Below are 9,153 nucleotides of genomic sequence, written 5' to 3'. Positions count from 1 at the left end.
TTTATGTTTTGTCATAGTAGACCTCATTTCTAACTCAAACGTCTCACACTTAATTCCACCATAAAAATCCGTTTTAGACTAATTTCCACTTTGATTAGGCAAGTGGAAATTACTTTGAGAAGTTACGTGAATAAATATTGCGTGCATGGTGAAAAATTAAGATTGACATTTTGTATACAAAGATATATAATTTATACGTAGTTTTGTTTTTGAAATTAGATATATGTTAGTATCATTATTGTACTTTAAGGACGGTTGATTTTGGAGAAAATATATAGAAGAAGCCTAGTTGCGTTTATTTATAATTTAATAATAATGATTTTTGGAGCGCTTGTTGCATTTTTAATTTCCGGAGTAATTGGAGGATATAAAGTTGCAATTATTATATCTTCTATCATCATTATTTTGGTTGTAATAAGTATATTTAGGCAATTGAGAACTAAAATAATTATAAATGGAAATAGTTTATCGATAAACGATGGGAAAAAGGAATTTAACTATAATCTAAATGAAGTTCATATTTCTTCAGAACAAAGAAACAATGACTCGTTTTTCTTATATCTTTATACAGAAGATGGTAATAAGGAAATGTTTGATTTATCTTTGCTAGGAAAAAGAAAATATAATGAACTTATTGAAGATTTAGGAGTGGTTGGAGTAAAAAGCAAAACAATTAAATTAAATGATGTTAATAAAAATAATTAAAAAGGAGAATGAAAATGGAGAAATATTTAGAAGCATTTTTTTCAATGGGAGTATATGCCTATGTTGTGATTGCAATTTTTATATTAGCGGCTGTTTTTTCGTTTGTGTCAATTAAAATGAACAAAAAAGCCTTGACTAAATGGTTAGCTGTACATCCTAATGCGGTGAAAATTGAGCTTTCTTCGGGAAATAATGTAATCACTCAAAAACAATTATATGCTAGAGTGATCAGTGGTGAAGCTGCTATTTTTAGTGAAAAAGCAAAATATATAGTTTGTGCAGATCCAGGAGATATTGTTTTAGAAGTAACTTACACATATACTAGACCTGGAGTGTTACATAAAAACGTTACTACAACATGGGGACCTGCAAAAGTGGAGCTTAATGTTGAAAGAGGAAAAGACTATTTACTAAGTTTTGATAAGAACGAAGAGCAATTTAAGTTATCTAGTAAATAATTATTTGATTGACTTGAGTTGAAGGAATAGCTATCGTTCAAAAATTTTGTATTAAAGATAGTTATCATTTAATATTGGTTGTTCGACAAATCCTGTTGGTGAGAAATCACCGACAGGATTTTTTACATGCAAAAAAGAGAAATCCAGGTTATGAGTAAGTGTTGTTCGACAAATTCTGTTGGTGAATCTAATTTTATTTGAAAATGCAAAGAAATATCTCAAAGAACATTTAGGCGAGAGCAAGACCCTAAATATATCCAAATGGAAGGCAGAAATTGGCACTTTGAGGAAAGAAAAAGATAGTCTATATTCTCAAATCAAAGATATACGAAAAGAAGTGGAACAGGCTGAAAGTGTCAGAAGCTGTATAGATAAATTACTGCAAGAAAAAAGGGAACTAACACAGGTGAAGAAGCATGAGTTAGGGCTGTAAAACTTAATAAAAATATGATACAATATTCTAGATATTAAGTGAAACAAATTAGAATTTGACGCAGAGATTATTAACTATAAAAATAAGAAAGGTGATTGTCATGAAAGAACTGCAAAGTGAATTGTTTTCAAATTTAACAATCCCAGAAGATGAAGATTTTGGACTTTATGAAACTGTGCCAAAGGGCTTTGATAATGAAGTGTCTTTGTTTATTAGCAAAGACACAATCACGAATGATACTGCTCTGAAAAAAGCAGGGGAATTTTTTGACAAGGCTGTTTACTGGAATACATATTGCCGAAAACTTTTCATCGAAAATAGCGCAGACAGTGATGTAGAAGGATATTTTGAGTTTTTTGAAGAAGAAGTGCCAGAGGTATTTGAAGCATACAAGACGAAAACTCTTATTCTTGCAGACAAGGTAAATCTTTTGCAATTCGAAGGCATGGCAAGCCATGGCTTTGGAGATGAACAAACATTTGTGGTGGATTTTACATTAGGCTACGACCAGATATTATGTGTCGAGTTTCACTCTGATTTTGAATATAGCAACATTGCGTGGGAAAGCTAATGCGTATAAGATGAAGTTCAACAATTCCAGTTTGTCCAATTGAATAGAATAATTTTAGAAACAGTAAATCACAAAGGTTTGCTGTTTTTTCTTATTTATTTTCCCACAAACATTTTATACTAAAAAACTCTAAAATGTTATAATCTTCAATGTATTGCAATAATGTATAATGAGTAAATTAACTGTTATTGGGTAGTGGTTACTATAATATTTAAATACAGTTAAGAAAAAGCTAGTAGTAGTGTACCTATAATGAAGTAGAATAACAAAAAAGCATGCTATAACTATAACGAATGCATAATTTATAGTAAGAATACAATAGCAAATATCGCTTGACAATTAGTTATAATAGATATACGATTTAATCATGAGGTTAGTTCAGGAAACATAAGAGGCCTTCGGTATCTGAAACATTCTGTAGAAATGATGACGTATTTAATAACGATATAATAATTAAGAGAGCAAACAAAGTGAGAGTACCAACTTATATTAAAGAAGGAAATTACAATATAATAAATATAGATGATACATTTACAAGTATTAGTATTTGCAACAACTTAGAAAGTGGAGATACCAACGAACTGTATGAAATTTATTTTTATGGTTCACTTTTTGAAGAACATATGATTTGTGGTATGTATGATGAAAAAAATGAGATTAGCAATCCTTGCATGATAGTAGCAAAATATATACATACAGGAAAAGAAATTCTACTCTATGATGAAGCTAGATATGGATACAACCCTATGTTCTGTGATGAGATAAATTTAGAAGATATCAAAAAACGTCCACTTTCTAAATTAGAAATTCCAAACTCTAAAATTGAAATAGATTTTACCTATAGCATTGATTTTGATGAAGAGAAAGAAGATTTTGAATTTGATGAAGATGACTTCACAGAAACTATTAACGGAGAAAAAATTTCTTTTGAAGAAGTGAAGAGAAATGGATTTGATTATATAAAAATTACTGCTATAGACGAACTGGACACCAAAAGAGTTATCTGTGAGTTAGAACTTGCATAAGTTTATTAATTACGAGAGGTAAAATATGAAACCAACGAAAGAAGAATTCTGAAAATATAGAGGAGACAAATGAAATGGGTGAAACACAAAAGAAATTAACATACGCAAAGATTACGATAGAAAATATTAAAAGTTTAGATGAAAACTCTTATTTTGATATTGTTGATCCAATGTGGGAAGCAATTAGTATTTATGATGGATATGATGAGTATATTCAATCAGCGCAGACTTTCACTTTAGAGCAAAGATATTTATTAGCCATTACTTGGTATTTTGCAGAAGTAAGTAATGGAGGTCATTACCAGTTTTTATATAATCCTACAGGGATAGTTTGGGAAGACGCAATAAAAGGTTTCAAACATTTTGGAATGAACGAATATGCAGATAATTTTCAAAAAGTTGTAGACTATTGTGGTGGGACAATATCTTTTGGTAAAGAAGAAAGATACCATATGCTAGAAATATTGGAAGAAAAATACGGAGAGGAATTTTTTAAGATTTTAGATGAAGCAGATGATTTCGTTTATGATTATGAAGGTGAAGAAAACGAACTAAACTACATCAAATCTCACCCTGAAAAGTTTGTATTTGAAGGAGAATATGAGAGCTTTTACAATCGGCGTTAAAAAAGAAAAAAATATTCTAAAAAATTGAGAGAATGATGCTTGAGTGAAGAATCTTTAGCATGTGAAAAAGAGAAATCATTAGAGAAATGCTTAATAGAGGAAATAGACAAACGATATGGATGAAATATTTGAATGGTTAAAAGCATATTATCAGTATGTCTGGATAGCAGGTGGGTTACTATTTTTAATCGGTGCAATAAGAGATTGGAAATGGGTGTATCAAGCTATAGTCGGAGATAAGGCAAGGCACGCATTTATTTTTGAAGTGTGGGGTGAGAAAGGTTTATAGGAATATGTGGACTGTTACTTGTAATTTGTGGTGTTGTGTTTTTAATGTTAGATAAACGATAAAAAGTGGAGGTAACTTAAGATGAAATGGAATTCAGAAAATCGCGAAGAATTTTTTGCGTATATAGAAAAGCTTATAGATGAAGATAAATATACAGAATGTATCACAGCGTTGGAAAACATCCCTATGGAAGAACGGGATTACAAAGTATGGTATCAGCTTGCTCGTACCTATCAAAACTTCGCGATTGTCGGCAATGATGATAAAGGAACACCTAGTTTTATTGGCGATAAATTTTTATTAAAATCTATAGATATTTTGAATTCAGTTAGAGAAGAGGGGAAAGATAAGGCTGAATGGAATATGCGCATGGCATATGCCTATCAATATTTGACTCATGAGGAAGAAAAAGCGATTCCTTATGCCTTGCGTTGGGCGGAGTTAGATTCTGAGGAACAGAATGCGTTGGAAGTAGTAAAAGAGTGTAAAGAAGAAATTGAAAAAAGAGAGTGCAGAGTCAATGTGGCTACGGAGAAAGTAATTGATCAAGAAACTGCCGAAATTGACGAAGACTGGTGTATCTATCTATGCAATGCATTTGCTTACGACTTGCCGGCTGTGGTTCGAACCAATTTAGCTCTTATAAATTTTGAGTTCGCTGCAAACTACCCTAAAAGACTAGAATTACAAATATTATATAAGAATGCTGATGACAACGGGTTTTACTCAAGAGAAGAAGAGGAATATTTATATGATATAGAAGACGCTGTAGTAGAGATTATTGAAAAACATGGAGATATTTTAGCAGGCGTTGTGGAATGTGATGAGCGGTCACATATTGTTGCTTATGCTAAGAATGAGTTGGGGTACTACGATGAAATTTCTGAGATGATGGCTGAAAAATTCCCTGATTATGCTTATACATTTGCAGCATTTGAAGATGAGGATTGGGACATGTATTTTGATGCACTGTATCCTGACAGATATGAATACCAAAGTATTATGAATAGGTGGCTCATTGAGGATATTAAAAGTAATGGTGATAGTATGGTGCCGAGAGTCCTCGAACATTGCCTGTGCTTTACAACAGAAGAAAATGGGGAAGCCTTTTTAACCAAAGTAATGGAAGACGGTTTTACAAAACTTTCATCAGAAAATCTGAGCAACAATGAAGCTATAGATAAGAAGCATCCATATGAACTTGTCATTGGCAGGGAAGATGCTTTTGAAAATATCGATGAAACTGTCTGGTATCTTATGGATCTAGCAGAAGAATTTGACGGAGAATATGATGGCTGGGCATGCCATATTGTGAAGTAGCGTGAAATAGCACTTTAAAGAGAAGAAGCGAGATGAAAACGTTCTTAAAAATATAGATTTCAAAAGGCTCTTTGTTAAATAAGGTTGATGAAACAATTTTAACAGAAAATAATGATATTTTTTGTCTCATTTTATTTTACAACTCAGGCGTAAATGATTCAGTGTAAAAAACAATTAAAAGTACCCAATTATTGTAATATGATGGCAGTGATATTTTATGTTTTAAAAGGAGAAAAATATGAGTTTTTATAAAAAAGTTATTAACGGATTATTTAATAGTTCAAAGGAAAAAAATGAAGAGTATTCTAAGATTAAAGAAGCTCCTCTTGCTTATTGGGAAGAATTTTCACATATGTTAGCTTTAGTACCTAATAATTACTCACTTACAGAAGATATTTTTGAAAATATTAAAGCTATAGATGGTATTAAAATTAAAGAAAAAAGTCTTCCAAGTGAAGATTATCCTGGAAAGATTGTTCTATCATATAAAGGAACTGATTTTGACGTAAGATTCTATCTTGGAGATTTTTATGCAGAAGAAAGGTATCAATGGGAATTACAATATTTTAAAGAAGAAGACAAAGAACATATTTTAAATTCAAAGAATGCCTTAATTGTTTATATGAAATTTGAAGGAGATGCTAAAATATGTTACCATTTACAGCTTAAGCTTGTATATGCTATGGTTCCTGAAATGGTTGCTCTTTGTGATGAAAGTGCTGAAAGAATGTTAAATAAAAAATGGGTTGAATTAGCAGCAAAATCAAATGTACTTCCTTCTCCATCAAGCATATATACTGTTCAAGCTGTTTGCGATGAGAATGAAGTTTGGTTACATACTCATGGATTATGTAGATGTAATCTTCACGAAATAGAGATTTTGGATTCAAATAAGAAAGATTATGAATCACATTATAGCTTACTTTCTAATTACGCTTCTATAATGATAGATGGAAATTATTCTAATGAAGATGAAGAAGAGATACATTTAGGAATGTTTTATGATGGAGAGCCAATAGTTGCTACATCTAAAAAATGGATTGATGCTTTGAAATATTATCCAAATGTTAATATTGGAGGGATTGAAGACAGAAAAAAATCGCATAATTCTAAAACAAATATAATTTTCCTATATGAAAGTGAAGAAGACTATAATAATAACATTGTAAGTTTACCTTCAAAATTTACAGAAAAGTTTGATAATAACCCATTAATGTTCTTAAGTACTGAAGAAACTGCTAGAATGAGTGATTTAGCTAGAGAAAGATTTTCTTATGTTGAAAGAATGCTTAAGAAAAAACAAGAAGGTAATGAAGATATTACTATTATTATTAAATTAGGACTTGAAACAATAGATGAAGAAGGTAATTTGGATAGTACAAATCTTGAACATATTTGGTTTGAAGCTATTTCTATGGAAGGAGATAGTTTCAAGGCAGTATTGACTCAAGAACCATATCATATTCCAGATTTACATGAAGGTGATGAGGGGACATATTCTATAAATTATGTAAGTGATTGGATGATTTATACTGAAAAGGATGTAATAACACCAGAGACTGTATATTTGTTAGATTTATAAGGAAATAAAATAGAGCGTATGATAAAAAGTCTGTAAATTCAAATCAAGCCTTCTATGGTAAAATGGCTCTTTGTTAAATAAGGTTGATGAAATAATGTTAGTGAAGGAATTAAGCAGCGTCAGGTTGCTTAATTCCTTTTTAGGGCTCTTTGTTAAATAAGATTGATGAAACAATCTTAACAGAAAATAACGATGTTATGTTGTCTCACTTTATTTTACAACTTAGGTAAGTATAAATAATCGCCTAAGTTGTTAGCAATCGCCTAAAAACATGGTATAATTAGGAGAAAAGAACAGGAGGTAGGCGAATGAGATTTTTTAGTTATGAAAATCTAGCAAGTAGTAAGTGGGATAGTGAAATTATAAATCTTCTTTCACAAATTCATGAGCACAAAGGAAAACAAGAAGTTTTTTTGACACGTAAACCTGCTGTTTTAGATAAATTAGTAAAAATTGCTAAAATTAAAAGTGTAGAGGATTCTAATAAATAGAGGGAATTGTTAGTACAGCAGTCAGAATAAAAGAGTTAATGAATCAAAAACAACTCCTAGAAATAGGGATGAAGAAGAAATTCTTGGATATAGAGATGTATTAAATACTATTCATGAAAGTTATGAATATATTCCAATCAACAGTAACTATATTTTGCAACTTCATAGAGAACTATTTAAGTATAGTGAAAAAGGAATTGGTGGTCGATATAAAAATACGCAGAATTCTATTGTGGAAAAAGATAAAGAGGGTAATGCTGTCGAAAGGTTTAAACCATTATCCCCATATGAAACACCAGGCGCAATTGAGCAAATTTGTAATGAATTGAATATAGCTTTTGACAAAAAAGATGTGGATTCGTTGCTTTTAATTCCAATTTTTATTCATGATTTTCTTTGTATTCATCCTTTCAATGATGGGAATGGAAGGATGAGTCGTTTATTAACAACTCTTTTGCTATACAGAAAAGGATATGTAATTGGGAAATATATCAGTTTAGAAAGTAGAATAGAAAAAAATAAAGACAGTTATTATATAGCTTTAGAAAAAAGTGGGATAGGTTGGCATGAAAACAAAGAAGATCCTGTGCCATTTATAAAATATATTCTCAGAACGATATTAGCTGCTTATATTGATTTTGAAGAAAGGGTTGATTATGTAGACGAAAAAGTGCCTACAATTGAACTTGTTAGAAATGCAATTGATAGGAAATTAGGTAAATTTACTAAAAGCGATATGATGGAATTAGTTCCAAGTGTAGGAAAGGCTACAATCGAAAATATGCTTAAGCAATTGACTGAGGAAGCGTATATTGAAAGACATGGTAAAGGAAGAGCGACCTTTTATGTAAAAAAAGTAGCTAAATAACTAGATATTAAGGTGAAATTAGGAGAAACAGTATGAAGTTTATACACGATAGAAGTAGCAACATCCTTTTCAGCCTTCATGATAGCAGGGTGAAAGAAATCAAATATCACAACGAAACTTTGACGTTAAAAGTTAATAAAATATATGAATTTGTGGAAGGTGAAGAAAGATCATACCCTGGTGAAATATGTTTTGAGAAATGTGATATCGACCTGTGCGATGTATTGATATTTAACAAAACCTTGGGTGAAGGACATTTCAATGGAAAGTCTATTGGTTTACAACAATTTATAGATGAATATACAGACTCAGAATTTGAAATCATTATTGAAGGCTATTATGGCAACACAACCACATATACAGGATGGCTTCGGGAAGATGGGAAACGACCAGTGTCGGCAATTATGTATGTTTGGAATAGCGGAGATATGGTGTATAAGGTAAAAAAATAAACGATTTAAAACAATAATTTTATAAAGGAGAAAAGATCATGAACAAATTTGAGAAGAGAAAATTGTTACAAGAATATCAAGTCAAACAAATGGAAGAATTTGAAGAGAACTTACCGATGGAGAAGAAATTATTTTATGAATTATTTGATTATCTAAATGATAAATCAGAAACGGTAGAGTGTAATTACGATTTTTCTTTAACAAATGAGTTTTTGAAAGATAAAAATGTGGATATTGAAAAGGTTATAGAATTTTTGCGAGAAAATGGTGCTGGTTGCGATTGTGAAGTGATTTTTAATGTTGAGGAAAAGTTTGAAGAATAAAATGTTTGTA

At 30.8% G+C, this 9,153-nt stretch carries 10 protein-coding genes and 2 pseudogenes; all 12 read left to right on the top strand.

The window, feature by feature from the left end; genetic code table 11:
* Positions 1-261: 261 nt before the first annotated feature.
* Positions 262-705: a hypothetical protein gene (locus tag PCY12_RS08665; RefSeq protein WP_301352514.1), complete on the top strand. Its 444-nt coding sequence runs from the start codon at positions 262-264 to the stop codon at positions 703-705.
* A gap of 14 nt (positions 706-719) precedes the next feature.
* A complete protein-coding gene (locus PCY12_RS08660) occupies positions 720-1,163 on the top strand; it encodes a hypothetical protein (RefSeq protein ID WP_167747479.1) in 444 nt (147 codons plus the stop codon).
* Positions 1,164-1,350: 187 nt separating this feature from the next.
* Positions 1,351-1,596 (top strand): annotated as a pseudogene (locus tag PCY12_RS08655) (conjugal transfer protein TraA); the annotation flags it as partial.
* A gap of 100 nt (positions 1,597-1,696) precedes the next feature.
* A complete protein-coding gene (locus PCY12_RS08650; protein WP_301352512.1) occupies positions 1,697-2,167 on the top strand; it encodes a hypothetical protein in 471 nt (156 codons plus the stop codon).
* A gap of 470 nt (positions 2,168-2,637) precedes the next feature.
* A complete protein-coding gene (locus PCY12_RS08645) occupies positions 2,638-3,192 on the top strand; it encodes a hypothetical protein (protein WP_301352510.1) in 555 nt (184 codons plus the stop codon).
* Positions 3,193-3,266: 74 nt separating this feature from the next.
* Positions 3,267-3,818, top strand: coding sequence for a DMP19 family protein (locus PCY12_RS08640; protein WP_301352508.1), 552 nt, complete (start codon positions 3,267-3,269; stop codon positions 3,816-3,818).
* Positions 3,819-3,933: 115 nt separating this feature from the next.
* Positions 3,934-4,107, top strand: coding sequence for an Imm17 family immunity protein (locus PCY12_RS08635; protein ID WP_301352507.1), 174 nt, complete (start codon positions 3,934-3,936; stop codon positions 4,105-4,107).
* Between the two features lie 81 nt (positions 4,108-4,188).
* The gene (locus PCY12_RS08630; protein WP_301352506.1) at positions 4,189-5,427 is read left to right on the top strand and encodes a DUF695 domain-containing protein; all 1,239 of its coding nucleotides are present in this window, start codon (positions 4,189-4,191) and stop codon (positions 5,425-5,427) included.
* 238 nt (positions 5,428-5,665) lie between these two features.
* The gene (locus PCY12_RS08625) at positions 5,666-7,009 is read left to right on the top strand and encodes a DUF4026 domain-containing protein (RefSeq protein WP_301352504.1); all 1,344 of its coding nucleotides are present in this window, start codon (positions 5,666-5,668) and stop codon (positions 7,007-7,009) included.
* A 308-nt stretch (positions 7,010-7,317) separates the two neighbouring features.
* Positions 7,318-8,368: pseudogene (locus PCY12_RS08620) on the top strand (Fic family protein).
* Positions 8,369-8,400: 32 nt separating this feature from the next.
* A complete protein-coding gene (locus PCY12_RS08615; RefSeq protein WP_301352503.1) occupies positions 8,401-8,820 on the top strand; it encodes a hypothetical protein in 420 nt (139 codons plus the stop codon).
* Between the two features lie 38 nt (positions 8,821-8,858).
* Positions 8,859-9,143, top strand: coding sequence for a DUF2695 domain-containing protein (locus tag PCY12_RS08610; protein ID WP_301352501.1), 285 nt, complete (start codon positions 8,859-8,861; stop codon positions 9,141-9,143).
* Positions 9,144-9,153: the final 10 nt, after the last annotated feature.

The organism is Streptococcus sp. SPS1 (assembly GCF_030439915.1).
Taxonomy (GTDB): domain Bacteria; phylum Bacillota; class Bacilli; order Lactobacillales; family Streptococcaceae; genus Streptococcus.
This window is presented reverse-complemented; position numbering and strand designations above follow the sequence as displayed.

Excerpts from the sequence above, each read along its gene's own strand:
- PCY12_RS08640 (WP_301352508.1), top strand. The coding sequence starts at position 3,267 with ATGGGTGAAACACAAAAGAAATTAACATACGCAAAGATTACGATAGAA.
- PCY12_RS08650 (WP_301352512.1), top strand. The coding sequence starts at position 1,697 with ATGAAAGAACTGCAAAGTGAATTGTTTTCAAATTTAACAATCCCAGAA.
- PCY12_RS08630 (WP_301352506.1), top strand. The coding sequence starts at position 4,189 with ATGAAATGGAATTCAGAAAATCGCGAAGAATTTTTTGCGTATATAGAA.
- PCY12_RS08660 (WP_167747479.1), top strand. The coding sequence starts at position 720 with ATGGAGAAATATTTAGAAGCATTTTTTTCAATGGGAGTATATGCCTAT.
- PCY12_RS08610 (WP_301352501.1), top strand. The coding sequence starts at position 8,859 with ATGAACAAATTTGAGAAGAGAAAATTGTTACAAGAATATCAAGTCAAA.
- PCY12_RS08625 (WP_301352504.1), top strand. The coding sequence starts at position 5,666 with ATGAGTTTTTATAAAAAAGTTATTAACGGATTATTTAATAGTTCAAAG.
- PCY12_RS08615 (WP_301352503.1), top strand. The coding sequence starts at position 8,401 with ATGAAGTTTATACACGATAGAAGTAGCAACATCCTTTTCAGCCTTCAT.
- PCY12_RS08635 (WP_301352507.1), top strand. The coding sequence starts at position 3,934 with ATGGATGAAATATTTGAATGGTTAAAAGCATATTATCAGTATGTCTGG.